This window comes from Dyadobacter soli (genome assembly GCF_900101885.1).
GTDB lineage: Bacteria > Bacteroidota > Bacteroidia > Cytophagales > Spirosomataceae > Dyadobacter > Dyadobacter soli.
In genome coordinates this window covers 40,893-67,591 of the sequence record NZ_FNAN01000003.1, presented here as the reverse complement: position 1 = coordinate 67,591, position 26,699 = coordinate 40,893, and the positions used below count along the sequence as shown (strand labels likewise).

Annotated in this window: 23 protein-coding genes; 14 read left to right on the top strand and 9 right to left on the bottom strand. The window is 51.7% G+C overall.

The features are described 5' to 3' along the window. Positions 1-21 precede the first annotated feature (21 nt). A complete protein-coding gene (locus BLQ88_RS04675) occupies positions 22-1,185 on the bottom strand; it encodes an acyl-CoA dehydrogenase family protein (RefSeq protein ID WP_090147227.1) in 1,164 nt (387 codons plus the stop codon). Positions 1,186-1,208: 23 nt separating this feature from the next. Continuing rightward, a complete protein-coding gene (locus BLQ88_RS04670; protein WP_090147225.1) occupies positions 1,209-2,132 on the bottom strand; it encodes a sugar phosphate isomerase/epimerase family protein in 924 nt (307 codons plus the stop codon). A 269-nt stretch (positions 2,133-2,401) separates the two neighbouring features. On the opposite strand from BLQ88_RS04670, the gene BLQ88_RS04665 reads away from it, so the two are divergent. From BLQ88_RS04665 to BLQ88_RS04635, 7 genes are all read left to right on the top strand, one after another. Next, a complete protein-coding gene (locus tag BLQ88_RS04665; RefSeq protein ID WP_090147224.1) occupies positions 2,402-3,985 on the top strand; it encodes an NAD(P)/FAD-dependent oxidoreductase in 1,584 nt (527 codons plus the stop codon). A gap of 130 nt (positions 3,986-4,115) precedes the next feature. After that, the gene (locus tag BLQ88_RS37515; RefSeq protein WP_218132891.1) at positions 4,116-4,304 is read left to right on the top strand and encodes a DUF4160 domain-containing protein; all 189 of its coding nucleotides are present in this window, start codon (positions 4,116-4,118) and stop codon (positions 4,302-4,304) included. Positions 4,305-4,332: 28 nt separating this feature from the next. Continuing rightward, positions 4,333-4,572 (top strand): DUF2442 domain-containing protein, encoded by a 240-nt coding sequence (locus BLQ88_RS04655; protein ID WP_090147222.1) that lies wholly within the window; start codon positions 4,333-4,335, stop codon positions 4,570-4,572. A gap of 61 nt (positions 4,573-4,633) precedes the next feature. Then, on the top strand, positions 4,634-5,275 hold the full coding sequence (locus BLQ88_RS04650) for an NUDIX hydrolase (RefSeq protein WP_090147220.1): 642 nt from the start codon (positions 4,634-4,636) through the stop codon (positions 5,273-5,275). Positions 5,276-5,439: 164 nt separating this feature from the next. Further along, complete coding sequence (locus tag BLQ88_RS04645; RefSeq protein ID WP_090147219.1) at positions 5,440-8,247, top strand: DNA gyrase/topoisomerase IV subunit A; 2,808 nt, start codon at positions 5,440-5,442, stop codon at positions 8,245-8,247. 173 nt (positions 8,248-8,420) lie between these two features. Continuing rightward, positions 8,421-9,026 (top strand): SanA/YdcF family protein, encoded by a 606-nt coding sequence (locus tag BLQ88_RS04640; RefSeq protein ID WP_090147217.1) that lies wholly within the window; start codon positions 8,421-8,423, stop codon positions 9,024-9,026. Next, positions 9,023-11,539 carry a DUF5686 and carboxypeptidase-like regulatory domain-containing protein gene (locus tag BLQ88_RS04635; protein ID WP_090147215.1) on the top strand — a complete coding sequence of 839 codons (2,517 nt, stop codon included), beginning with the start codon at positions 9,023-9,025 and terminating at the stop codon, positions 11,537-11,539. Before BLQ88_RS04640 ends, BLQ88_RS04635 begins: the two co-directional genes overlap by 4 nt. Before the next feature lie 6 nt (positions 11,540-11,545). Here the strand turns inward: BLQ88_RS04635 and BLQ88_RS04630 are convergent, their stop codons facing one another. Then, the gene (locus BLQ88_RS04630) at positions 11,546-12,523 is read right to left on the bottom strand and encodes an ABC transporter ATP-binding protein (protein ID WP_090147213.1); all 978 of its coding nucleotides are present in this window, start codon (positions 12,521-12,523) and stop codon (positions 11,546-11,548) included. Between the two features lie 2 nt (positions 12,524-12,525). Continuing rightward, entirely contained in the window at positions 12,526-13,104 is a 579-nt protein-coding gene (locus BLQ88_RS04625; protein ID WP_090147212.1) for a nitroreductase family protein, read from the bottom strand. Positions 13,105-13,277: 173 nt separating this feature from the next. Here BLQ88_RS04625 and BLQ88_RS04620 point away from each other — a divergent pair, with 173 nt between their 5' ends. Then, on the top strand, positions 13,278-13,598 hold the full coding sequence (locus BLQ88_RS04620; RefSeq protein ID WP_019940616.1) for a heavy metal-binding domain-containing protein: 321 nt from the start codon (positions 13,278-13,280) through the stop codon (positions 13,596-13,598). Between the two features lie 47 nt (positions 13,599-13,645). Here BLQ88_RS04620 and metF read toward each other — a convergent pair whose 3' ends face one another. Both metF and BLQ88_RS04610 read right to left on the bottom strand, forming a co-directional pair. After that, positions 13,646-14,602, bottom strand: a complete 957-nt coding sequence (gene metF, locus BLQ88_RS04615; RefSeq protein ID WP_090147211.1) for a methylenetetrahydrofolate reductase [NAD(P)H] — start codon at positions 14,600-14,602, stop codon at positions 13,646-13,648. A 384-nt stretch (positions 14,603-14,986) separates the two neighbouring features. Beyond that, complete coding sequence (locus tag BLQ88_RS04610) at positions 14,987-15,445, bottom strand: GNAT family N-acetyltransferase (protein WP_090147209.1); 459 nt, start codon at positions 15,443-15,445, stop codon at positions 14,987-14,989. 113 nt (positions 15,446-15,558) lie between these two features. Between BLQ88_RS04610 and BLQ88_RS04605 the strand changes: the two genes are divergently transcribed. Beyond that, the gene (locus BLQ88_RS04605; RefSeq protein ID WP_090147208.1) at positions 15,559-16,272 is read left to right on the top strand and encodes a YebC/PmpR family DNA-binding transcriptional regulator; all 714 of its coding nucleotides are present in this window, start codon (positions 15,559-15,561) and stop codon (positions 16,270-16,272) included. Here BLQ88_RS04605 and BLQ88_RS04600 read toward each other — a convergent pair. Next, complete coding sequence (locus BLQ88_RS04600) at positions 16,269-16,730, bottom strand: transcription elongation factor (protein WP_090147206.1); 462 nt, start codon at positions 16,728-16,730, stop codon at positions 16,269-16,271. The genes BLQ88_RS04605 and BLQ88_RS04600 overlap by 4 nt on opposite strands. 350 nt (positions 16,731-17,080) lie before the next feature. Between BLQ88_RS04600 and BLQ88_RS04595 the strand changes: the two genes are divergently transcribed. Together BLQ88_RS04595 and BLQ88_RS04590 are read left to right on the top strand one after the other, a co-directional pair. After that, complete coding sequence (locus tag BLQ88_RS04595; RefSeq protein ID WP_090147205.1) at positions 17,081-20,695, top strand: CotH kinase family protein; 3,615 nt, start codon at positions 17,081-17,083, stop codon at positions 20,693-20,695. 138 nt (positions 20,696-20,833) lie between these two features. Next, positions 20,834-21,754: an aspartate carbamoyltransferase catalytic subunit gene (locus BLQ88_RS04590; protein WP_090147203.1), complete on the top strand. Its 921-nt coding sequence runs from the start codon at positions 20,834-20,836 to the stop codon at positions 21,752-21,754. On the opposite strand, the gene BLQ88_RS04585 is transcribed toward BLQ88_RS04590, so the two are convergent. Next, positions 21,755-22,465 carry a DNA alkylation repair protein gene (locus tag BLQ88_RS04585; protein ID WP_090147201.1) on the bottom strand — a complete coding sequence of 237 codons (711 nt, stop codon included), beginning with the start codon at positions 22,463-22,465 and terminating at the stop codon, positions 21,755-21,757. Between the two features lie 84 nt (positions 22,466-22,549). Here BLQ88_RS04585 and BLQ88_RS04580 point away from each other — a divergent pair, with 84 nt between their 5' ends. The 3 genes from BLQ88_RS04580 (at position 22,550) to rlmB (ending at position 25,551) form a co-directional block, all read left to right on the top strand. Then, positions 22,550-23,440, top strand: coding sequence for an SDR family oxidoreductase (locus tag BLQ88_RS04580; protein ID WP_090147199.1), 891 nt, complete (start codon positions 22,550-22,552; stop codon positions 23,438-23,440). A gap of 150 nt (positions 23,441-23,590) precedes the next feature. After that, positions 23,591-24,805, top strand: coding sequence for a GWxTD domain-containing protein (locus BLQ88_RS04575; RefSeq protein WP_090147732.1), 1,215 nt, complete (start codon positions 23,591-23,593; stop codon positions 24,803-24,805). Further along, a complete protein-coding gene (gene rlmB / locus BLQ88_RS04570) occupies positions 24,781-25,551 on the top strand; it encodes a 23S rRNA (guanosine(2251)-2'-O)-methyltransferase RlmB (protein WP_090147197.1) in 771 nt (256 codons plus the stop codon). The genes BLQ88_RS04575 and rlmB overlap by 25 nt, the downstream gene beginning before the upstream one ends. 36 nt (positions 25,552-25,587) lie before the next feature. Here the strand turns inward: rlmB and mnmA are convergent, their stop codons facing one another. After that, the gene (gene mnmA / locus BLQ88_RS04565) at positions 25,588-26,694 is read right to left on the bottom strand and encodes a tRNA 2-thiouridine(34) synthase MnmA (RefSeq protein WP_090147196.1); all 1,107 of its coding nucleotides are present in this window, start codon (positions 26,692-26,694) and stop codon (positions 25,588-25,590) included. Positions 26,695-26,699 lie beyond the last annotated feature (5 nt).

The window sequence follows — 26,699 nt, the reverse complement described above, 5'->3', positions numbered from 1 at the left end:
GGCCGTCGGCGGTCAAAAAACCTACTTAAACGCCCCAATCCCCGTAATCTCCGCGCCCAGTATCAGCAGATGAATATCATGCGTCCCCTCGTACGTAATCACCGATTCGAGGTTCATCATGTGGCGCATAATGGAGTATTCCCCGGTAATGCCCATGGCGCCGAGGATCTGGCGGGCTTCGCGGGCGATGTTCAGCGCCATCGCGACATTATTTCTTTTGGCCATGGAAATCTGCACGGTCGTAGCCTTACCAGCGTCCATGAGCTGACCCAGGCGCAATGCGAGCAGCTGCGCTTTTGTGATTTCCGTGAGCATTTCTGCCAGTTTTTTTTGGGTTAATTGAAATGCGCCGATCGGTTTATCGAACTGAATGCGTTCCGCTGAATATTTCACGGCCGTTTCGTAGCAATCGATTGCCGCGCCGATAGCACCCCAGCCGATGCCGTACCGCGCTTTGTCGAGGCATTGCAATGCGGCTTTCAGCCCCACCGCACCCGGAAGAATATGCGTTTCAGGAATCAATACATTGTCAAAAACCAGCTCACCCGTCGCGCTAGCCCGCAGCGACCACTTGTGATGGATTTCGGGCGTTGAAAAGCCATCCATACCACGCTCCACGATCACACCCTGCACCCTGCTCTCCTCATTCCGTGCCCATACCACGGCTACTTGCGCAAATGGCGCGTTTGAAATCCACATTTTCGAACCGTTAAGCACATATCCGCTTTCGGTTTTGGCAATATGCGTCTTCATTCCGCCCGGATTAGAGCCATGATCCGGCTCGGTAAGTCCGAAACAACCCAGCCATTCCCCGGTTGCGAGTTTGGGTAAATACCTCCGTTTCTGCTCCTCCGAACCAAATGCGTAAATCGGCCACATGACCAGCGAGCTTTGTACGGAAACCGTCGACCGCATACCGGAATCGCCGTTCTCGAGCTCCTGGCACATGAGGCCGTAGCTCGTATAATCGAGCCCGCCGCCGCCGTACTCCACCGGAATCGTCGGCCCGAACACACCCAGTTCACCAAATTTTGGGATTAAATGCAGTGGAAATTCCGCCCGTTGGGCAAAATCTTCGATAATAGGTTTGATTTCTTTATCCGAAAAATCACGCACGGCCTGCTGGATGAGGCGTTGCTCTTCGGTTAAAAGATCGGAGATGTTGAAAAAGTCGGTTTGGATCATTTCAATTCATCGCATGGATTTACTTACATTTTAAACACCTTCTTCACATAAACCAAATCCTCTTTATGCGCCTGAACACCATCCATGGTCTTTGGCGAAGTTTTTTCGAGGCATTGTTCCAAAACCAGATGCGGCTTCACGCCCAACCCGTCCAGCATTTCAACGAGCCGCGGATAGTCGATATCTCCTTCCGTGAATGTCTCCTGCCAGATGCCGCCTTTCGATTGCCGCAAATGCAGCTCGGCAATGCGTTTGCCATAGAGTTTCACGATATCAAACAATGCCACCTGCGAGTTGCCCGAGCCGCGGTATACCCAATGCACATCCAGGCAAAGCGAGACGTGTTTAGGATCGGTAGCGAGCAGCATATGGTGAAATTCCCGCGCGGCGGCGCGCAGCTCCACGTCGTGCGTGTGGTATGCGAGGGTCATACCCCGCTTTTTGAGCTCGGCGCCCAGCTTATCGAGGTTTTTGGCCTGCTCGGTCAGTTGCTCGTCGGATTTGTTCTTGTCGCTGCCCCATTGGATCGGGTTAGGGTTTGTGACAATGATTTTGGTATCGGCAGGTTTGAGCGCATCGGCAATCGACATTACCGATTCAATGGATTTCGCGCCTTCCGCAGCTTCGTGCAATGAGGTGTTGACGTAAACCGAAGGCATTGCCAGCCGGTATTTTTTGAGCAATGGAAGCAATTTCGGCACTTCCTCGGCGGTGTTGAATGCCGGCTCGTAGGCTTTCAAACCCGTGGAAGCAAACTCGGCAAGCGAGGTGTCCGGGTCCTTGCCCCAATCCTTTCCGTCGCGGGCGTAGAAGGTAATCCACGAATACTGGTTGCAGGACAATGGATATGGCGCGGCATTCTGCTCGGCACGGGCGGCCTCCGAAAGCACAGCTGCCCCAGCCGAAACGGCAAGCGTGTTCAGGAATTGACGGCGGGTTGTCGACATCGTTTCAAAGTTTGATTTTAATTAAAAAGAAACCAATGTCCGATTGCTACCCGACTTGTTCATTCCTTAGCTGATCGCTGACCGCCGACCGCCGACCACTTAGACCATGAACCGTCGACCATTGACAATACCCCAGCATGAATCAGGCAATGTTTATAGTCTATGGTATCACGATCGGCGGTCGGCGGTCAGCGGTCGGCGGTCGCACTTGATCACTCCAAAAGTATCCGTACCTTTGCGCCATTAAAGGATAAATCCCTTTCTCAAAAATGCACCATACGCTTCAAATGACCCTGGCGCCCGAGATTGCGCTGGACGACGACAATTTTCGCCGCTTTGTAATTCAAAAGCTCCGCCTCCGCGAAAGCGATAACCCATTCATTCGCAAAACGCGCCAATCGATAGATGCCCGTAGCCGGCAGGTAAAAATTAATGTACATGCCGAAGTTTACGTAGGAGAAACCCCTCCCGCATTGGCAGGCACCCGCATTGTGTACCCGGATGTGAGCAACCGCCCGCAGGCGTTGATCGTCGGCTGCGGACCGGCCGGAATGTTCGCCGCATTGCGGCTCATCGAGCTGGGTATCAAGCCTGTTTTGTTTGAAAGAGGAAAAGATGTGCGTACGAGACGGCGCGATCTGGCTGCTATTAATAAAGAACACCACGTCAACCCGGAATCCAACTATTGCTTCGGCGAAGGCGGCGCGGGCACGTATTCCGACGGCAAGCTCTACACACGTTCCAACAAGCGGGGCGATATCCGGCGGGTACTCGAAATATTCGTCGCGCACAGCGCCAGCGAGCAAATACTGATCGATACCCACCCGCATATCGGTACCAACAAACTGCCCGTAGTGGTTGCGGAAATGCGCGAAAGCATTCTGAAAGCGGGTGGAGAAATCCATTTCGATACCAAAGTCACAGACCTGATCGTCCGGGATAACCGCATTACCGGCGTGGTCACCAACGACAAGGATGAGCATACCGGCATCGGCGTTATATTGGCAACAGGCCATTCGGCGAGGGATATTTACGAACTGCTCCACACCAAAAACATCCTCATCGAAAGCAAATCCTTCGCGATGGGCGTGCGGATCGAGCACCCGCAAAATACGATTGACAAAATACAATACCATTGCGATGTCGACCGCGGCCCCTACCTGCCCGCCGCGTCGTACAGTCTGGTTACCCAAACCCGCTACAAGGGCGTGCAGCGGGGCGTATTCTCCTTCTGTATGTGCCCCGGTGGCTTCATCGTACCGGCCGCGACGGCTTCCGGTGAGGTGGTGGTGAATGGCATGTCGCCCTCGCGCCGCGATTCGCCCTATGCCAATTCCGGGATGGTGGTAACGATCGAAGAAGCCGACCTGGCACCTTACAAAGAATTCGGCCCGATGGCCGGCCTCCAACTCCAGCGCGAGCTGGAACAAGCCGCCTGCAAATTCGCAGGAGCCACTCAAACAGCACCGGCACAGCTCGCTATGGATTTCGTTAAAGGCAAAACTTCCGCCCATTTGCGCGATACTTCGTACCAGCCCGGCCTGCAATCCGTCGATCTGTACGACGTACTCCCCGGCCACATTGCATTCCCTTTGCGCGACGCATTATCGGATTTCGGACGCAAAATGCGGGGTTATCTCTCCGGCGACGCCCAGCTGATCGGCGTCGAAAGCCGCACTTCCTCGCCCATACGCATCCCCCGCGAGCGCGAGACTTGCGAGCATCCGGACCTGAAAGGGTTGTTTCCCTGCGGCGAAGGCGCGGGTTATGCAGGAGGCATTATGTCGGCTGCCATGGACGGTGAAAGATGCGCGGAACAGCTGGCGAAGTTGTATGCAGGGGCGCCGGCGTAGTCGTTTTACAATCCTTTTAAGTTATTGTTATATTTGCTTAAATTGATTGTAAACCAATACCACACACTTACTATGCCTGAAATTTTCCGCATGTTCGGAATGAAGTTCTTCTTTTACAGCCGGTGCGCCGGTGCGCTTAGAACATCTACCTATTCACATTCATGTCAGAAATGCTGATGGTACCGCAAAATTCGAAGTAACTCCGGTTAGATTGGTTGAAAGCCATGGCATTAAGCCCAAAGACCTCGTCTTGGCGGAAGCGCTGGTCGAGCAGCATTCTGAACTGATCATCCAAAAGTGGCACGAATTTCATGGTTAACAAATTTAGTATACAAAGAGAAACGACTATGAAAATCAGCAAGGTCTGGTTCGACGAAACCAATATATACCTGGTACTCGACGGAGGCCAAACGATCGGCAATCCGATAGCCTGGTTTAAACGACTGGAAAATGCCACGCCCGAGCAGCGGCTACGGTTCGAAATCGGGCCGATGGGCGATAGCATCCATTGGGAGGAACTGGACGAAGATTTGAGCCTGGAAAGCTTTTTTGACTTCAAAAGAGAGCTCAACTACGCAAAGATTTAGGCTTCGTACATTAACTTAGGCTTAATGTTCTGCCACCTAACTCTTCAACACCTCAGCCAACATGGCCCAACTGGAATCGTTTTCCGCTTTTACCGAACAGCTAACCCAGAAATTAACTTTCCCACTTCCCGGTGAGACCGCCCATCAGGTAATGCAGGCTTCGTCACGGCTCCGCCTGACTTTCAAACCCAATGCACGCACACGCAAAAGCGCGGTACTGATCCTGTTCTATCCTTATCGGAACGAAATCCACTTCCCGCTGATCCTCCGTCCGGCGTACGACGGCGTGCACAGCGGCCAGGTCGCGTTCCCCGGCGGGCGGTACGAATTGAGCGATGAGAACCTGATTCGCACAGCGTTACGCGAGGCGCAGGAGGAAATCGGTTTGCGATTGACCGACGTGAAGATATTGGGTGCATTAACGGAGCTCTTCATTCCCGCCAGCAACTTTCACGTGTTACCGGTTATAGCGGCAATGCCCTATCGCCCCGACTTCTACCCTGACCCGCGCGAGGTGGAAGATATTTTCGAGATCAAACTGGAAGAAATTTCTGATATTAATATTATCGGATCGAGCGACATCCAAGTACGTGGGGAACAGGTACATGCGCCGCATTATATGGTGCAGGGTTATAAAATCTGGGGCGCTACGGCGATGATGATCAGCGAGCTGCTAGCCGTGCTGAATGCGCCGCACAACTGAGTTTTATCGCTTATTTTGCTATATTAGCAGTTAATTCAACCTGATCTTCCGGTAAACTTCACCCTGTTTCCTTCTTTTGAATGAGCCAGTCCCCCATGAAGACCGGGAAGCGGATGGCTGATCAAATTTTTCTGAATACTTAAAACCTGGTTCCTCCTGCATTTATGGACGAAAACGGAGCTGCGCCCGACGTAGAAGATAGCGGATTGCATGATAAACTGCCCATTTCGGGCTTATACGAAAACTGGTTTCTCGATTATGCCTCTTATGTAATTCTGGAACGTGCCGTTCCGGCGATCGAAGACGGTCTGAAACCCGTTCAGCGGCGCATTATGCACGCGCTCAACGAAATGGACGACGGCCGCTTCAACAAAGTGGCCAACGTGGTCGGTTCTTCGATGCAGTACCACCCGCACGGCGACGCGTCTATTTATGATGCGATCGTCAATATCGGTCAAAAGGAGCTGCTTTTCGATACGCAGGGTAACTGGGGCGATATCCGTACCGGCGACGGCGCGGCGGCGGCACGTTACATCGAGGTGCGGCTTTCGCGGTTTGGTAAAGACGTCGTTTTCAACGACGATACCACCGAATGGCAGCTCTCCTACGACGGCCGTAAACGCGAACCGATCACATTGCCTGTTAAATTCCCGCTGCTGCTCACGCTCGGCGTGGAGGGTATCGCGGTAGGTTTGTCGACCAAAATTCTCCCGCACAACTTCTGCGAGCTCATCGAGGCGTCTATCAGCATTCTCCAAGGGAAGGACGTCACGATCTACCCCGATTTTCTGACCGGCGGCCAGGTCGATATTTCCAACTACAACGACGGTCATCGGGGCGGAAAAGTGCGCGTACGTGCCAGGATCGAGGAGGAGGACAAGAAAATGCTCGTGATCCGCGACATTCCCTTTGGTACTACCACTACTTCCCTCATCGAATCGATCATCAAGGCGAACGATGCGGGTAAGATCAAGATTAAAAAAGTGGTGGATAACACCGCCGCGGATGTGGAAATCCAGGTGCACCTCGCGCCCGGCGTTTCGCCCGACATTACAATGGATGCCTTGTACGCATTTACAGAATGCGAGGTTTCCATTTCACCGAATGCGTGTATCATTATTTCGGAAAAACCGCATTTCGTCGGCGTAACCGAGATTTTGAAATACAATACCCAGCAAACCGTCCACCTCTTGCAGCGCGAGCTGGAAATCAAGCGGCTGGCATTGCTGGAAAAAATACTTTACGGCTCGCTCGAAAAGATTTTCATCGAAAACCGCATTTACCGCGATATTGAGGAATGCGAAACTTTCGAAGCGGTAATCCGCACGATCGATAAAGGGCTGGAACCATACAAGCCGCAATTCTACCGCGAAATCACCGACGACGACATTGTAGAGCTGACCGAAATCCGCATAAAAAGGATTTCGAAATACGACGGTTTCAAAGCCGACGAACTGATGCGCAAATGGCAGGAAGACCTCGCCGAAACCGAGGATAATCTGGCGCACATTACCCGTTTCGCGATCGAGTATTTCCGTGAGTTGTTGAAAAAATATGGCAAAGGAAGAGGCAGAAGGACGGAAATCCGCGCATTCAACCAAATCGCCGCAAATGTGGTGGCGGCCAACAACCAGAAACTGTACGTTAACCGGGCAGAAGGTTTTGTAGGTTATGGTTTGAAAAAGGATGAATACGTAATGGATTGCTCGGATATCGACGACATTATCGTGTTCCGTGGCGATGGCCGATGCGTAGTGACCAAGGTGCAGGACAAGGTTTTTGTCGGTAAAGACATTATCCACTGTGCTGTTTTCCTTAAAAACGACGAGAGGAAGGTTTATAACCTGGTGTATGTCGATGGCAAAACGGGTGTTTCGTACGCGAAGCGCTTCCAGGTGACGGCCATTACGCGCGACCGCGAGTACGAGCTCACGCAGGGAACGCCCAAGTCGAAGATTACCTATTTCACGGCGAATGACAATGGCGAGGCCGAGGTGATTACGGTTAACCTTCAAGCGCAAAGCAAAGCGAAGGTCAAGCAGTTCGACTACAACTTTGCGGAGCTGCTGATTAAAAACCGGAGCGCGATGGGTAACATTCTGACCAAATATCCTGTCAGGAAACTTACGCTAAAATCCGCCGGCCGCTCTACATTGGGCGGTGTGGATATGTGGTTCGACCCGATCATCGGTCGCCTGAACCGCGACGAACGTGGTGAATACCTCGGCAACTTCGGCCCGACCGACAATATCGTGGTCATTTACAAAGACGGCAGCTACGAGCTGACCAACTTCGACCTGACCAACCATTATGAGCCGCACGAGGTGTTGCTGGTCAAGAAATTCGATACCAAGTTGCCGATAACCGCCATTTATTTTGATGGCGGGGGCAAACAGCATTTTATCAAAAGGTTCAACATCGAGACTTCTTCGCTCGAAAAGAAATTCCTTTTCATCAGTGATGCCAAAAACAGCAAGCTGATCCTCGCCAGCACGGATACTCGTCCGCGCCTGGAAATCGTTTACCCGAAAACAGCCCAGAAAGAGCAGAGTACCGAAGAATACCTGGTGGAAGAAATGGTCGATATCCGCGGCTGGCGTGCCCAGGGTAACCGTATCCCGAACGACAAGTTCAAGGAAATCCGCTGGCTCGAACCGCTCGCAGTAGCTGCGGATGAACCCGCGGAAGAAGCGGTTAGCGATGAAACTACCGACGCAGACAATTCCGGCGAACCGGCGGACGATCCGGCTGCCGGCGATCCGGCGACCGGCGGTCCGGCGGCTGGCGACCCGGCGGACGATTCCGCTGCCGCGAATGCTTTGACGGAAAATACTGTTAGTCCGGAAGACGATAAGGACAGCGCAGAGGATTCGGAAAACGGGGAAGAGTCAGCCGACACGGAGCCCGCAAAACCAAAGAAGAGCCCCAAAAAGGATTCGGATTCGAAAAGCCAGCTCGGATTGTTCGAATGATAACCCGGCGACTCCGGTTACTCATCCATTAGCAACATGAATACCCGTCGGTTGCGTATATCAGTTATATTGATGATGTACGCAACCCGGCAGAATTTCCAGGAATTCAAAAGGCAACGCGTGCACAGGTGAAAAAATTGATCAAAATCATATTAGCCTTAATATTTGCCTGCATGGTTTTCATCCTGCTTTGTAATTTCTGGGTAGTGTATTGTACGCGGCAATACTCCTATTTCTCGATCGAAAGCCTGCCGCCGAACGACGTGGCCCTTGTGCTCGGCACCAGCAAAAAGTTGGAAAAAGGGGGAGAAAACCTCTTTTTCAAATACCGGATGGAGGCTACCGCGCGGCTTTTCAAGGAGGGGAAAATCAAATACATTATCCTCAGCGGGAACAACGACTCGCAATACTATAATGAACCGCTGGATATGCAGCGCGCCCTCCTGAACCTGGGCATTCCCGAGAATGTGATGACGCTCGATTATGCCGGCTTCCGCACATTCGATTCGATCGTGCGGTGCAAAGAGGTTTTCAATCAGGATAACTTCACCATCATTTCACAGAATTTCCACAACGCACGGGCATTATACATTGCTCACAATGAAGGGATTAACGCCATTTCATTCGCAGCACAGGACGTTCCCGACGGCTACTCGTTCCGCACGCTTGTGCGCGAGTACCTGGCGCGCCCGAAAGCCGTGCTCGACGTGCACATCCTGCGCCCGGCTGCGGACGTGACTTCCAATATTCAAATCGGTAAAAATGAGCATGAGGAATGAGGCCGAGCCGGAACATAGCCGCCCTGATCCTTTTCCTTGGCCTCTTTTGCACAACGGGCTTTTCACAAACCACATTTACCATCAAAGGCCGCGTCACCGATGCTTCCACGGGCGATCCTATTCCATTTGCCAACCTCGGTATTCGCGGGCAGCTCGGCGGGACCAACACCAATTTTGACGGCATTTACGAGCTCCAATTTACCCCTCCTGCGGACTCGATTAGCGTAACTTACGTCGGCTACACCGGCCGTAGCAAGGCCATTGCACCGAATGTGGCCGAGCAGGTGATCGATTTTCAGCTTTCACCGGGCACGACACAGCTGCGCGAGGTAAAAATCCTGGCAGGCGAAAACCCGGCCTACGCCGTCATGCGCAAGATCATGGCCCGCAAAAAAGCTAACAATGCCGACGAACTTACCGCCTACGAATACCAGGCTTACAACAAAATCCAGATCGATATCGATAATCTTTCGAGTGGGTTCAGACGCCGGAAAACGGTCAAAAAAATGACGCACGTCCTCGAAAAGTTCGACGAGGTGAAAGGCGAAAACGGTGAGACGATCATTCCGATCTTCATTTCCGAGTCGGTTTCCGATGTTTTTTACCGCCGCGATCCGCAGAAAAAGAAAGAGGTTATCAACAAAACGAAAATCTCGGGCGTAGGGCTGACGGACGGCAGCGTGGTTTCGCAGCTCATCGGCTCATCTTTCCAGCAATACAATTTTTATAACAACTGGCTGAATATCCTGCAAAAAGACTTCGTTTCGCCCATTTCCGATAGCTGGAAGCTTTATTACGAATTTTACCTGGCCGACAGCGTCGGCAATGGCGCCGGCTACGATTACCACATCGAATTCGAACCACGGCAGAAGCAGGACCTTGCTTTCACCGGCTCGCTGTGGGTGGACGGGCAGACGTTTGCATTGACACAAATAGATGTGACCGTCGATAAGCAGGCTAACCTGAACTACATCGACCGCATTAAGATCCAGCAATCCTACGAACTCTCCGACGATGAAAAGAACTGGCTGCCGCACAAAACGCGCGTGCTCATCGACGTCGACGAGCCTACGCCCCAAGCCGCGGGCATGCTGTTGAAATTCTATTCAGCCCAATCCAAATACAAAATCAATGCACCGCGCGAAAGCCGCTTTTATGATACCGCCATCGAGCTGGCGGACAACTACCGCGATCATGATTCCACTTTCTGGGCCAAAAGCCGCCCGGAAGACCTCAGCCCGACCGAAAAGCTGACATTCGAACTGGTCGATTCTTTGAAAGCATTGCCTGTTGTGAAAACCTACACCGAGCTGCTTAATATTTTCGTCAATGGCTACAAAAGGATCGACAAATGGAACATCGACGTCGGGCCATACCTGTTTTTGTATGCTAATAATAAGGTAGAAGGCCATCGCTTCCGCCTCGGCTTCCGTACCGACCCGGGATTCAGCAAAAAGTGGATTTTCAGCGGTTATGGCGCATACGGCACACGTGACCACGATTTCAAGTACGGCGGCGGACTAGACTACATCATCAGCCGGAAACCCTGGACCATGGCCGGCATCGCCTATTCCAAAGACCTCGAACGGCTTGGGTTATCGCCCGATGCGATCGGCCCGAGTACGATTTTCGGGGCATTATCTCGATTCGGGGCGTTTCGGCGGCCGTATTGGCAGCAGGATATTTCCGCGTATTTCAAAAGGGAAGTCGTCAAGGGCCTTACCGGTAGCGTGCAGCTACGCCACCGCACATTCGATCCGCTCTTTGCATTCACCTACCGCACCGACCCGGCCGCGGGCGCGGATTCACCGGTGAAGAGCGCGTTCGACATTACCGAAGTCAATTTCGAAGCCCGGCTGGCGCAAAAAGAAACGTTCCTTTTGAATGATAATGAGCGCATTAGCATGGGGAATGGCAATTCACCGGCGTTCACGTTACGCTACACGCACGGTTTCAAGCATTTGCTGGGCGGGGATTTTAATTATAATAAGTTCTCTTTCAATATCCGGCAGAGCTTCCGCGCGGGGGTGATCGGGCGTACCTATTATAATGTCACATTCGGCTATATTCCTTCCACCCTGCCCTACCCGCTGCTTTATACGCCGCTGGGGAACGAGTCGTTCTTTTATGTCGAAAATGCATTTAACCTCATGCGCTATTTCGAGTTCATCAGCGACCGGTATTTTGCGCTGCGCATGGAGCATAATTTTGAAGGATTTATATTGAACCGCATTCCCGCTATCAAAAAGCTGAAATTGAGAATGCTGGCCACCGGCAGGCTGTTTTATGGAAGTATCAGTAAAGCTAACGAGTCGCTGACGACTACAACCGATGAAACCGGTCAAAACGTAGCATTCAATCCATTGACCCGGAAACCCTACATCGAACTCGGCTACGGGATCGACAACATTTTCCGCACCGGCCGCGTCGATTTCATTCACCGCCTTACCTACCTGGATAACCCGAATGTAACGCCGTTCGCGGTGAAGATTTCCTTCTGGTTTAAATTGTAATGCGGGTTAAATGCTTTTGAGGTCTTTGGAAGCGTAAGTCAAATGCACTTCCTGCCCGATTTCGAGGTCGGGTTTGCTTCTGTAAAAAGACAATTGCTCCTTCCCTTTCACACAACGGATTTCCCAGTGGTTACCGTGGAAACGCATGGCTTCTACTTTGCCAGCCCAGCGGCTTTTTTCAGGATTACGCGTCGGCTTGATCTTTTCCGGGCGAATGTAAAACTGCTTTTTGTGCTTATCCCCGGCGAGCCAGTTAATGTCGCCCGTCAGTTCGGCTACGTAGCTGTTAATGGGGTTGTTATAAACTTCCTGAGGGGTACCGATCTGGATAATCTGCCCGTCGCGCAGCACGGCAATCCTGTCCGACCAGGCCAATGCGTCCGCGGCTTCGTGCGTGACGAATATGCAGCTCATTTTCTGCTGTCGGCGCAGGCGTTCGATCGCGTCCGCGAGTACGCGGCGGTTATGGTTGTCCAAATGCGCGAACGGCTCGTCGAGCAGCAGCACGTCGGGCATTTCGGCAATGGCCTTGGCAATGGCCGTGCGCTGTTTTTCACCGCCGGATAGCAGTTTCGCTTTGCGGTCTTTGACGTTTTTCAATGCGGTCGTTTCCAAAAGCTCCGCCACTTTTTCAAGTCGGTAGTCGGGCTCGTAGAAGCGCAGCGAGTAAGCGATATTCTCCGCGACCGTTTGATTAGGAAACAATTCAAACTCCTGATGGATGAGCCTTATCGCCTCATGCCCGGGCATCAGCTCACCCGCGACGGGTTTCAGCAATTGCCCTTTGAAAAAAACATCACCTTGCTCCGCATCCAGGAAACGCCCCAGAATGCGTAGCAAGGTGCTTTTCCCCGACCCGCTTTCACCCAGGATACCCAGCCACTCGCCCGGCGCGAGATCAATATCCACACCGGAAAGTACCGTATCGCTACCAAATGCTTTGGTGATCTGCTTCGCACGCAGGGTCGGTCGGGACTGTTTCATGCTCAGGCCCAGGTGATTTTTTCCTCGATGGTGCTGTTGCGGCGTACCGGTGTCTCAGGCGCATTGTGGTAGCCGAGGTAGTAGAGGCCGAGGCATTTCTGGCCTTCGGGCAGTTCGAGGTATTCGCCGAGTTCTTTGAGTACCGCAGGGCTGCTCCAATACGAGCCTACACCGTAAGCCGTAGCCGTAAGCCACATATTTTGTACCGCACAAGCTACCGCCGCCGTTTCTTCCCATTCGGGCAGGTCGTTCGGGTGTAGTTCAACATTAATGGCAATCACACAGGCCGATTTCAGGATTTTCTCACCGGCAGCCTCGTAGCGCGCCTGCGAGAATGACTCTGCGGGCGTATTGTTGCGGTAGCGCTCCATGAAGAAGCTCGCCAGGTGCTGCAATTTCTCCTGACCTCTGAACACGATGAAACGCCAAGGCTCCGTGCGCTTGTGGGTAGGCGCGTAGTTGGCGTTTTCAAGGATATTTTCGATCACTTCCTGCGGGATCTCTTTCTGGATGTAATTCGGTGGAAAAATAGCCCGGCGTGTGCGGATGATATGATTAATGGTTTCTACTGTCTGTTCCATTATAAATTGTTTTACTACTCAAAATTTGGTCAAAGGGCAAAACTAACGATTATACCCAAAATTTACCCCGAACTCGTGCTACTTTGCCGCTAAACCATTATTTTCAGCCGCCTCTTTGACAAAAACCGTAATTTGGCCGGTCAAAAATCAACACCAATCAAACCTGAAATCGCATGCTTGTTACTACTACCCCGAATATCGAAGGTAAAAGAATCATTAAGTATATCGGACTGGTGAATGGTGAAGCCATTATCGGGGCCAATTTCGTCAAAGACTTCCTCGCAGGCATACGCGACGTGGTAGGCGGGCGCTCTGGCTCGTACGAGCAGGGCCTGCGCGAAGCCAAAAGCATTGCCATCCGCGAGATGATGGAGCAGGCACAGCGCCTGGGCGCCAATGCGGTAATCGGCGTGGATATCGACCTCGAAACGATCGGAAACGGCAGCTCCATGCTCATGGTGAGCGCCAATGGTACCGCGGTTTGCTACGAGTAAAATGGCAGCCGCGCATTGCGGCATGCATTATGCAGCGCGCTGATTGATCAGAACACGCCGCGGGCGATCTGCGAAACGTTATCGGATTTACCCATTGTGTAAAAATGCAGCACGGGCACGCCATACGCCAGTAGCTCCTTGCATTGCTGAATGCCCCATTCGACGCCTACCTGACGTACTTCCTTATCGCTAGCGCATCGCTCCACTTCTTTAACCAGGTCCAGCGGAAATTCCAGGTGAAAAATATCAGCCAGGACATGCAATTGTTTCTTGGTTGAAATGGGTTTCAGGCCCGGGATAATCGGCACGGTAATGCCTTCGGCGCGGCAGCGCTCCACGAAGCCGAAATACTTCTGGTTATCAAAAAACATCTGCGTCACAATGTAATTGGCGCCGAGGTCTACTTTCTTTTTCAAAGCCGCATAATCCGAGTCGAATGACGTCGCCTCGAAATGCATTTCAGGATAACCGGCCACGCCGATGCAGAAGTCGGTCGGCGACATTTCCGTTTCGGCGTTGAGCAGCATTCCCTTATTCATATTATCCACCTGCGTTACCAGCTCGGACGCATACGAATGCCCGCCCGGTTTCGGCTTAAAAACCCCGGCAGACCGTTCGGCGTCGCCTCGCAGCACGAGCACATTGTCGATGCCCAGGTAATGCAGGTCGATGAGCACATCTTCGGTTTCATCTTTGGTAAAACCACCACAAATCACGTGCGGTACCGCATCCACTTTGAAACGCTCCATAAGCCGCGCGCAGATTCCGACTGTGCCGGGGCGCTTGCGGATGGGAATGCGCTCAATCGTACCGTCCGGTCCGACCCTGTCGATCAGCTCTTCGCGGTGGTATGTCACATCTACAAACGGGGGATTGAATTCCATCAAAGGCTCAATGGAGTTCAGCAGTTCATTGATATTCTGCCCTTTTAGTGGTGGGATGATCTCGATCGAGAATAAGGTTTTTCCTTCGGCGCGGCGAATGTACTCGGTTACTTTGGTCATTATAATGCAGTGGTGTTGTAATCGGGTACAAAGAAAGCACAAAAAAAATGGCCTACCGCATTACAGTAGGCCATTCCACGTAAACCCTCCTCTATCAGTGTTCGTCAAAAATGTTAATTGGGTTTCTGACAGGGCGTCAGTCCCAAAGCAACAATTTGCTTGACTGAATACTAATAACTAAAATTCTGTGCCAAATTAGGAAAGAAAGCGTTTACGAACAATTTATATCAAACTTTTTTTATCGAAATGTAGATTAGTTACTACAATTTTCGCTTTGAATGCTGTTTTTACGCTGTATTAACACATTTCCCGGTTACATACGGTGTTTCTTAATTCAACACTTTTGGGAAACGATTCCCCAAAAGGTCGCACTTTTTGTAAATTCTACGAATTTGGCCTGGTCATTTCGATATGTTCGATGTCGTCTTCGAGGTAAACAGCGCCTGACTGCCTGAAACCGAACGACTCATAGAACCTTTTAAGATACAGTTGCGCACCGATCCGGATCGGAACCTTACCATACAATCTTTCCAGTTTTTGAATCGAAACAATCAGCAGCTCCACGCCGTACCCCTCGCCGCGGCCCTTCGGAGAAACTACGATCCGGCCGATCGCCGGATATTCGTATGATATGCCGGGCGGAACGATGCGCGCGAATGCCATAAGCTCGTTCCCGCGGTAACCCGACAGGTGATGACTTAGCTGGTCTTTATTGTCCATGTCCAGAAAACAGCACCGCTGTTCGAGTACGAAAACCTCGCTGCGAAGCCGTAGTATGCCATACAGTTCCGTTGTAGTCAGTTCGTCGAATGTTTGGAAACGCCAGTCGAGTTGATAATCCATGAAAGTATTGGTGAAAGAATTATTTTACCTGATATTAACCGTTTTTATAAATTTGCGGCACAATTGAGAATACCAAGGTACCAACAACAAAATAACTATAATACATTATAAGTATGGGAAGGGCTTTTGAATACAGAAAGGCACGGATGTTCAAGCGGTGGGACAAGATGGCCAAAACTTTCACGAGGATTGGCAAGGAGATCGTTCTCGCCGTGAAAAACGGCACGGCCGACCCCGCCACTAACTCCAAACTCCGGGTACTCCTGCAAAATGCAAAAGCAGTGAACATGCCCAAAGAGACGGTTGAAAGGGCCATTAAACGCGCATCGTCCAAAGATCAGGAGGATTACAAGGAAATGGTGTACGAAGGCTATGGCCCGCACGGCATTGCCATTCTGGTGGAAAGCACAACCGACAACCCTACCCGCACCGTAGCGAACGTAAGAAGCTACTTCAACAAGCTGGGAGGCAGCTTCGGAACAATGGGCATGCTCGACTTCATTTTCGACCGCAAATGCATTTTTAAAATCAAGAACACCGGCAAGGATATCGAAGAGCTGGAATTCGAACTGATCGACGTGGGCGCCGAAGAGGTATTCCTCGATGAAGAAACCAACCTGGTCAACATATACGGCGAGTTCCCGGCTTTCGGTGCGTTACAGCATTATTTCGAAGAGAATGGCTACGAAATCGTGGAAGCGGATTTCGAGCGCATTCCGAACGACACCAAGTCATTGAGCGACGAACAGGTTGCGGAAGTCGAAAAACTGATCGAGCGGATCGAAGAAGACGACGACGTGGTACGTGTGTTCCACAATATGGCTTAATGCAGCGCCACGATCCGGTGTTGTTTTTTCATAAACTCAAAGAAAGTCCCTGGCTCCTTGCCTAACAGCGAAGCACCCACGGGCGACGAAGATGAGACTGCTATCACGGTCTCATTTTCTATTTTAACAGCTCCCATACTCACGGCGATAAAGAACCAGCCGGCCGTCGTTTCCAATAACGAACCTACCGAGCTGCGTGCAGCAGCACTGCGAGACGGCAAATCTCCCTCACCGATCTTTTCGAGAATGACCCGTTCCTGCCGCGCCTGCTCGTATTGCCGCGCGTGCATGTTGCGGTCGAGCTGGCCCATCGAGCGCGACGTCTCATACTTATCCCCCATCGAACTCTTCCCCTGATCGTTCGCCGATTCCTGTGCTGCTTCCATGGCTGCCCATGCTACCTGCATGCGTTCGTCGAGGAGCGCCTTCACATGTGCGATCACCGTTGCTTTGTCCATTTTCTAAAAGTGTTTGCCGCTGACCGAAAGCGGTATTGCCAAATTCTGCAAATATAACGAGCCGCCGGTCAATATCGCTTTTCCACCGAGCGATCGGCTATTCTACGCCTGCTACTAATAACGCGGTAGCTCATTAGCAAACTATTTCGCAAAATCTTCAAGCCAAAAACAGAAATAATGCAACTAATCTCAAACTATTTCCAAAGACATTGTGAGTTACATTCAAAACGGATATAACCACTTGAAAACAAAGAAAGTAACTAATAATATACATTAAAATAACTGTTGGTTTATTAGCATTTAACCTACAATAATTTTAATTTCTAACAGAAAAATCCCCCTCTATCATCATGAAATATTTATACTACACATTATCGCTGTCGGTGTGGGTTTCATACACCGTTTGCCTGGGCCAATCTATTAAAATCAATGAGATGATGGCCTCTAATTCCGTTTCCTACCTGGATGAAACCGGTTCCGACGAAGACTGGATCGAACTGTACAATGCGGGTGCTGCCGCCGTGGATCTCGGTGGCTACTACGTTACCGACGATGCGGGCGAGCTGAAAAAATTTCAGTTGCCGACGGGCACAGGAAACCTGGTGATCCAACCGGGCTCATTCCTGACCCTCTGGGCAAGCGGCCTTCCCTCGCGCGGGCCTAGGCACCTGGGATTTGGCCTCAGTGGCGATGGCGAGCAGTTTCTGCTGGTCGCACCCAACGAAACAATCATCGATCAGGTGGATTTCCCCAAGCAGCGAACGGACGTGTCGTACGGCCGGAAAACCAACGGCTCGCCGGAACTGGTATTTTTCTCGCCGTCTTCACCCAATGCCAATAATGTGGCGGCCAATTCCTACACAGGCTTCGCCTCCCCGCCCATTATGAGCGTCGAAAGCGGCTTCTTCCAGAATAGTTTTACGCTGACTATTTCCACGGCGGTACCGGGCGCGGAGGTGTACTATACGACCGATGGCTCGCAACCGGACAAGAACAACATCACAGCGCCCGGCAAGGCCTACCAATTCAAGAATCAATACCCGAAAGACCCGGGAAATGCTACCGGGCCTACATTCACCAATTACTTCCTGACTTCGAAACAGAATTCACCCGCCAACATACAAATTACGGACAAATCGTTGCAGCCGGATGTGTATGCGGCCATTTCCACGACGAACGACAACACACCGCTCTACGATTTTATCCCGATGAAACCGGTCTACAAGGGAACGGTCATACGGGCCAAAGTTTATGAAGACGGGAAGCTGCCCAGCGAGACGGAATCGCGGACGTACCTGTTCACGTCCAACGGGCAGCCAAAATCGCAGCTGGCCGTATTTTCGATCAAAACCGACCCGGACGATATGTTCGATTATGAGGATGGTATCGGTGTTGCCGGAAAGGATTTTGTCGATTGGCGCAATGCGAATCCCGGCGCCGGGTCGTTCGGCATGCCCGTGGGCAACTACTACCGCCATACGGAAGTCCCGTCGAACGTGGAAGTGCTGATCAACGGCAGCCCGGTGATCAACCAGGACCTAGGCCTGCGCATTCACGGGCAGGGATCGAGGACGCACGATAAGAAAAGTTTCCGGCTCTATTCCACCGGCTCCAATGCCTCGCAGAGCGACATCGATTACCCGCTGTTTCCCGCATTGCCATTTCACACATTCCGGCGGCTCATCCTCAGGAATTCCGGAAATGATTTTGAAAGGACGCTGATGAAAGACGCCTACATCCACCAGATCGGCAAAGGGCTGAATATGGAATTGCAGGAATACCTGCCCGTTACCACCTACGTGAACGGCGAATACTGGGGCATCCACGATTTACGGGAGCGGCAGGATGAATATTATTTCGCAAGCCATTATGCCCTGGAACCCGAGAACATCGAGTTTTACGCGGACCCCGACATTGAGAACAACTCCGGGCATTATGCCGATTTGTCCAATTTTATCAAAGGCAACAATATGACCATTCCCGCCAATTACGATTATGCACTGGCGCGGATGGACATGGACAACTTTATCGATTACTGCATTCTCGAACTCTATTGTGCCAACTGGGACTGGCCTTATGGCAACGTTACCTATTGGCGCCATAAGGTGCCCTACAATCCGTCCGCCGGCAAGGGTAAGGACGGTCGCTGGCGCTGGGCGTTGTTCGATGTGGACCTGAGTTTTGAAGACGTGTCGGCCAATCAGTTTCCAAAAGCATTGAGCGCTCCCGATTTTCTGCTGCAATACCTCCTGCCGAACCAGACTTTCCGGGAAAAGTTCATTAACCGCTATGCCGACCTGATCAACACCCATTTTCTGTCGCCACGCCTCCTTGCCCAGATAGACGTCTGCAAAAACCTCATCGCGAACGAAATGCCGAGGAATATCGAGCGCTGGAACCGGCCTTCGAGCATGGCAACGTGGAATTCGAACGTCAATCTGATGGTGAACTTTGCGACGAACCGGCCTAATGTCGCGCGGAGTCATATCCAGAGTCAGTTCAATCTGAGCGACGGAACACGGTCACTTACCGTCAACGTTTCGAACGCCGCCCACGGCTACGTACGCGTGAATACGATCGATATCGTGCCTACCACGCTGGGTGTCGCGGCCAATCCTTATCCGTGGAGCGGGACCTATTTCAAAAACGTCCCAATCTCGTTGACCGCCGTTCCGAAACCGGGCTATAAATTCCTGCAATGGGAGAATTCTTCCAGCCAGGTCGTTTCCAACGCGGCGACGATTACTTTTGCGCCCTCTTCTACCGCACCGTTCTTCCGCGCCGTGTTTGCGACGGATGTCGCACCCGTACAGACGCCCGCGCCCCTGGATGCGAGTGCGTGTGTGTACAACTTCACTGCCTGGTCGCCCCTCTCGGCAGAAAACACATTTCCCGATAATATGCGCTTCGTATATATGGAAAACGACGACCCCGGCCTTACCTCCAATGTGGTAGGGTTCACAAGCGGCGTTTACAATCTCACCAGCCGCACCCGGATCAATGGCCTGGGAGATTCCGGGATCTCATTCATCAACACCGGCAACGCGACCGGCAACCCCGGCTATCCCGGCATGAAGCTGGGCGGCGCCATTCTTGCGCTGAATACGACGGGCAAAACGATCGTGAGCGTGAAATGGACGGGCGGTACTGTGACATCCAATACCCGTCCCTACGCGATCCGCCTGCAATACCGGCTTTCGGAGACGGGGCCTTTTACCGATGTCCTGAATGCCAGCAACCAGCCGGTGGAATACGTAAGGTCGGTAGTCTCGGGCCATGAACAGGTGATGAACTGGGTGGCGCTTCCGGCAGAAGCTTTGGGAAAACCCTATGTGCAGCTGCTATGGCGCTATTATTGCACCGACCCTACCGCCACGGGCGCAAGAGACGAGCTTCGCATCGACGATATCACCGTACAAACCTGTTTCAATCCATTGCCCGTGACGCTCGTGAGTTTCAATGCAAATGCGATGGAAGAAAAAGTATTGCTGACCTGGACCACTACCGAAGAAAAAAACAGCGACTATTTCGATGTGCAGCGATCCCCCGATGCGAGTTCCTGGGCGAGTATCGGCCGCATTAACGGAAAAGGTACTGTGAGGGCGCTCAATGCGTACCGCCTGGAAGATGCACAGCCACTTGCCGGAACTGGCTATTACCGGCTGAAACAGGTGGATGCCGACGGTTCGCACGCCTATTCGCATATCGTATCGGTGCAACGGCCGGGTTTCGTGGTAAGCGTATTCCCGAGTCCGGCGGACAATATTCTTTATATCAAACTGGCCAATCAGAAAGACCGGTTCAGCTACTTTATAACAGATGCTTCCGGAAAAATCCGGCTGCGCAGTTATGCCCCGCAAGGGCGGTCGTCGATCCCCGTCGGGAGCCTTTCTTCGGGACTTTATTTGATACGGATACAAAACAATGACGGGACATCTACATCTCTGAAATTCATCAAGAAGTAAATGCCCCGTTCAAACCTCCGGTCTTACGCGGTAAGGCCGGAGGTTTGTTATTTTCTCTGTTTTGCCCGAAAATTCCCTCCGGATTTTCGCATTGACCGCTTCCTTATTATCTTTGTCAAACTTTCTTGAATACAACCAATGACACAACTTTCGGTCCGGCACTTACTTGGAATCAAAAACCTGAACGAGAACGACATTCAAACTATCTTAGATACAGCGACTCAGTTCAAAGAAGTCATTAACCGGCCCATCAAGAAAGTCCCCTCCCTTCGCGACATTACCATTGCCAACGTATTTTTCGAAAACTCCACCCGTACCAGGCTGTCTTTTGAGCTGGCGGAAAAACGGCTTTCTGCCGATGTGGTGAATTTTTCTGCTTCCGGCAGCTCGGTCAAAAAGGGAGAAACATTGCTCGATACGGTCAACAATATCCTCGCCATGAAAGTGGATATGATCGTAATGCGCCACAGCAGCCCCGGCGCGCCGCATTACCTCTCGACGCGCATCCCCGCTAACGTCGTGAACGCGGGCGACGGCACGCACGAGCACCCGACGCAGGCACTACTCGACGCATTTTCGATGCGCGAAAAGCTGGGCGACCTGGCCGGGAAGAAAATCGCGATCATTGGCGACATTACGCATTCCCGCGTGGCTTTGTCCAATATATTCTGCCTGCAAAAACTGGGTGCGGAAGTAATGGTATGCGGCCCTTCCACACTGATCCCCAAGCATTTGGGCGAACTTGGCGTAAAAATCGGGCACAATGTAAAGGAAGCATTGCAATGGTGCGACGTAGCAAACGTACTGCGTATACAGCTGGAACGGCAGCAGATCAAGTATTTCCCGTCGCTGCGAGAGTATTCATTGTACTATGGTATCAACAAAGCGATGCTCGACGAACTGAACAAGGAAATCGTGCTCATGCACCCGGGCCCAATCAACCGTGGCGTAGAACTTTCTTCCGACGCGGCGGATTCGCATCATTCCATTATTCTGAATCAGGTTGAAAACGGGGTGGCCGTGCGAATGGCCGTGCTTTACCTGCTGGCTCAGCAATAATCAGCACCTTACCTCTTTCCGTTTTCTTCCCAAAAGGCCTTTGTCCCACACTTTTTGAATGTAATCGGGGGCGAAAGGCACCTTGCATTCGGTGTTACCCATATTAACCTTCACTTTCCCGATCCTTTTGGCGACTTCCATCGCTTTTTCAGCGAGCGGCGCGTAATACGAGCCCACCGCGATCACAAAGCCATTCATCACATACCTCACCTGATTCTGTGCCGAATGCACCTCGCGCTCCACGCGATCGAGTAACCGATCGATTTCCTGCTTATCGATCTGGTCGTCCGGCGTTAATGCCAGAATACCTCCCCAGGTCGCCCACCCGGCATCAGCCGTCAATTCTTCGTCCGATTCGATCCATTTCCGGGCCATTTCAAATTTGTGGGGACTTTCGGCGGCGTTCCAGGCTACGGTATATTCGCTGATCATATGCCAGGAAGCGCCTTTCAGCCACTCATCGAGCACTTCGGGCGTCATCAATGCGGGCTTCGACATCAGCCCGGCCAGGTACATCGCATCCGAATTCCCGGTTTTGAACAGTTCGAGCGCCAGTTTATGGTCGTTTTTATGCCTTTTCAGGATCGGCTTCATATCGCCAATCCGCACACCGTAGATCGGGTCCACCGCGCCATGGTTCCGCATCGTTTTAAGCGTCTGCTCCGTACCAAGCATGGCCAGCTCGTTCATAATATCCTTTACCTGTTCCATTTCCGGGCAATTTGTTTTTCATTCAAAATATAATGTTTTTAAAGAAAAATTTACTTTTCATCCCAATCTAAAAATACAATCACCATGGCCTACAACGAAGGAATGCTCCGCGACGGCGCGCTCGAAAACAGGACGATCATCGTCACCGGAGGAGGTACCGGCCTGGGCAAATCGATGGCCGCCTATTTTCTCCGGCTTGGCGCGAATGTGGTCATTTGCAGCAGGAAAGCGGATGTCCTCGAAAAAACAGCCTCGGAACTAGCCAGCGAAACAGGTGGCAAAATCATTTATATGGAATGCGACGTCAGGAAGACCGAGCAAATCGAAAATGTGATCGCCAAAGCGGTGGAAGCATTCGGGCGGGTCGACGGGCTCGTGAATAACTCCGCCGGTAATTTCATCAGCCCTACCGAACGCCTGTCGTACAAGGCGGTAGATACGGTGGTCGACATTGTGCTGCGCGGAACCTACTATTTTACATTGGCATTAGGCAAATACTGGATTGAAAACGGCATTAAAGGCAGCGTACTGAACATTGTGACTACGTATGCTACCACAGGTTCGGGTTGGGTAGTACCGTCGGCCATGGCCAAGGCGGGCGTGCTTACCATGACGAAGTCGCTCGCATTCGAATGGGCGCGGCATGGTATCCGCCTCAATGCAATCGCCCCCGGCCCGTTCCCGACGAAAGGCGCCTGGGACCGGCTGTTTCCCGAGGAACTCGCCACCAAATTCGCATTCGAAAACCGCATTCCCCTCGCACGCACGGGCGATCACCAGGAACTGGCCAATCTGGCCGCCTACCTGATCTCCGACTTTTCGGCCTACATGACCGGCGAGGTGATCACACTCGACGGCGGCGAAGTATTGGGTGGCGGGCAATTCAATTTCCTGAAAGAAGTCACTGACAGTCAATGGGATGCCATCGAGAACCAGATCAAATCGGCAACCCGCGGCAGCAAGAGTCCGGAATAAAAATTTTATTACCGTTTTATTGGGTAATTTTGCCCGTTCGTTCGTTATTTGACAAACGATGAATACACCTGTATGAGAACAAATCTTCGCTTTTGTATCTATATAATGTCTGTTTTGGTGATGGCCGGGTGCGCATCATCGAATAAGTCTGTGAAGCAGATCCCGGAAGCCCAGGTGCGGTCCATGGAGCAACAGCAGGCACCGGCGCCGGTCAACGAGGAGCTCTCTCTGGTAGCTATCCAAAGCAAATATCTGTTGAAAGACACGACGCAAACGTCGGTATTTCTTTATGTGGATGCCTTCAAAGGTAAAAATGCGATCAGCGTCGCGGATTTCGTAAGGCTCTACAACCTCAACTACGTCATTTACTCCGACTACGGAACACGCGAACGCCTCGGCTACGGCAATGTAAAGCTCGATTCCACGAACGTTTCCCGAATGGGCGATAAGATTGTCATTTCCTACGAGCTGAAAAGCCCTAACCGCGATTATGGCGTTCTCCTCAGCGAAATCAGCCAGACCGGAACACTGAAAAAGGTACTGAACGACCTCACTATCCGCTTTAAGAAACTGGCCGTGAATCAAATGTACGGCGTCTATACCGGCAACTCGACCCAACCCTTACAACGACATTATTTAAGCTCAACCGAGCAGTTTACGGTTAAAAAAGCAGGCGAAAACACGGACCAGCTGCACGTTTACTACTATAACCACGACTTCGAGCCCGCAGGATCGCCGATGAACATCGCGCCGAAGAGCGGTAACAAATCGCTGGAAGTAGACAGTACCTTTACGATCAGCGCCAACCAGCCGCTTCAATTCACGAAAGAAGGCCTGTATAACGTTTTCGCAGACACAACGCAATCCGAAGGACTCGGCATTCTCGTCGTAAACGAGCGCTTTCCGAAGGTTACCCGTCCGCAACTGCTGCTCGGTCCGCTGCTCTATATGAGCACCAACAACGAGATCAACGAGATCAAAAAAGCCGAGGATTTTAAAAAGGCATTGGATAAATACTGGCTTACGCTCATGAACGGCAATGCACCGCTTGCTCAGCAGTCTATCCGCTCTTTCTATGGACGTGTCGAAGAAGCCAACCAGCTTTTCACCACCTACAAAGAGGGCTGGAAAACCGATAAAGGGATGATTTACATCGTTTTAGGCCCACCTGACAAAGTACAGCGCAGCAAAGACCGCGAAGTGTGGACCTACGATCACAGAGGCAACGCGCAAAACGTCAATTTTACATTTAACAGAAGAAACAATCAATTTGTGGATGATCATTATGAACTGGTTCGCTATGCCGAATACCAGCCGATTTGGTATCCAGTAGTAGAAGCATGGAGAAACGGAAGTATACGGTAAGAAAACCAGCCCCAAGACAGTCCCAGGCCGATATGGTTTTTGGTACGCAGTCGGTACTTGAAACCCTTCGTTCGGGGAAAGAAATCGAACGTTTATTCATTCAGCGCGAGTTTGGGCTCGCTGAAATTGAGAAGCTCGCCAAAGAACTCGGCGTTCCCTATCAGCGCGTACCGGTTGAAAAACTGAACCGGGTAACCCGCAAAAATCACCAGGGCGTCATCGCATTTGTATCGCCGATCCAGTACATGCCGTTGCATAATGTGCTCACGCAGGTGTACGAGGACGGCAAAACCCCGCTCCTGCTCCTGCTCGACCGCGTTACCGACGTCCGCAACTTCGGCGCCATCGCGCGTACAGCCGAATGCGCAGGCGTGCAGGCCATCATCGTTCCTACCAAAGGCGGTGCGCAGATCAATGCGGATGCCATGAAAACTTCATCCGGTGCATTGAACTTCCTGCCTATCTGCCGCGAGCCAAACCTCTGGGAAACACTCATGTATCTCAGAAACAGCGGACTGCAAATAGTAGCTTGTACAGAGAAAACGGATAAGTCATTGTACGAAATCGACTTCACCATCCCAACCGTGATCATCATGGGTTCGGAAGAAGATGGTATTTCCAAAGAATTCATCGACCTGGCGGACAGTGGCGCGCGAATCCCTCTAAATGGGCAGGTAGAGTCGCTGAATGTATCGGTTGCTAGTTCTATTGTATTGTACGAGGCTGTGAGGCAGCGGATAAAATAATATGCAAAAGGCAAGTCGATCGACTTGCCTTTTTAACTACTCCTGGCGGAAGCTCTTCATAATCCAGCCGCCACCTATCACATCATCGCCTTCGTAAAACACAGCGGCTTGTCCTGGTGCGATGCCGTTGACGCCGTCGTGGAAGCGGGCAACGATTTGGTCCGGGCCGGTTTGTTCGATGATCGCCGGGGTGCCGTCGTGTTTGTAACGGACTTTGGTAACGGTTTCGAGCGGCTTTTCGATCGAAGCGTATTTTTGGAGATTCAGTTTACTCACATTCATGCCGTCTCGGAAAAGGTCAGGCATGTCGCCAAGTACCACTTCGTTGGTATCTTTCCGGATTTCGGTCACGAAAACGGGACGGCCTAATGCAATGCCTAGGCCTTTACGCTGGCCGACGGTGTAGAATGGGTAGCCTTCATGCTTCCCAACGACGGTGCCGTCTGCATAAACGAAGTTCCCACCCGCTACTTCCGCTTCCAGGCCCGGAATGCGTCTTTTCAGGAAGCCGCGATAGTCGTTATCGGGTACGAAGCAGATTTCGTAGCTCTCGGATTTATTCACCAGATCAATAAAACCTCTTTCCCGGGCCATTTCCCGGATCTCGGATTTATGCAAATAGCCCAATGGCAATTTGGTCCGGGCAAGACTTTCCTGCGACACGCCCCAAAGCACGTAGCTTTGGTCTTTCCACGCATCAATGCCTTTGGAAACGTAATGGCGGCCGTCGTTGAATTGCATATTGGCATAATGCCCAGTAGCGATAAACTCGCAATCGAGGCGATCTGCGCGGCGGAGCAATGCATCCCATTTGATATGCGTATTACAAAGCACGCAGGGGTTAGGCGTACGGCCTTCGAGGTATTCGCCTGTGAAATGGTCGATCACGTAATCGCCGAATTCGGCGCGGATGTCGAGAATATAATGCGGGAAACCGAGTTCCACCGCAATATTGCGTGCGTCGTTGATGGAGTCCAGCGAACAACAGCCAGTTTCTTTTTTGGTGCCGCCGCTGCTGGCGTAGTCCCAGGTTTTCATCGTCATTCCGATGACTTCATAACCTTGTTCGTGGAGAAGGACAGCTGCGAGCGAGCTGTCGATGCCGCCGCTCATGGCGACAAGAATGCGTCCGTGTTTACTCATAATAG